Source organism: Psychrobacter sp. W2-37-MNA-CIBAN-0211, from assembly GCF_040309405.1.
GTDB lineage: Bacteria > Pseudomonadota > Gammaproteobacteria > Pseudomonadales > Moraxellaceae > Psychrobacter > Psychrobacter glaciei.
This window is the reverse complement of the sequence record NZ_JBEOOU010000284.1, coordinates 1-265: the sequence shown is the minus strand read 5'-3', so window position 1 is coordinate 265 and position 265 is coordinate 1. Positions and strand designations below refer to the sequence as shown.

General features: G+C 41.5%; 1 protein-coding gene. It reads right to left on the bottom strand.

The features are described 5' to 3' along the window. Window positions 1-265 (bottom strand): helix-hairpin-helix domain-containing protein (locus tag AAEY72_RS15250; RefSeq protein ID WP_352311427.1); only part of this gene is annotated, 265 nt, incomplete at both ends.

The window sequence follows — 265 nt, the reverse complement described above, 5'->3', positions numbered from 1 at the left end:
CATCAGGCTCAGTGGCTAATAAACCAAACAAATCACTTTGCCCTAATAGCTCAGCTTTGTTGTGTTGGTCGGCTGCCCGCATTGCACTTTTTAAACTAGCTAGTAATGTAGCACGGCCAGCTTGGGTTTTTTCTGGCCCTAAATTATCGAGTGCACCTGAATAAATTAATTTTTCGGTCACGCGTTTATTTAAGCGTTTTAAATCAACTCGGGCACAAAAATCAAATAAATCTTTAAATGGGCCCCCTTTTGCACGCGCTTCTAA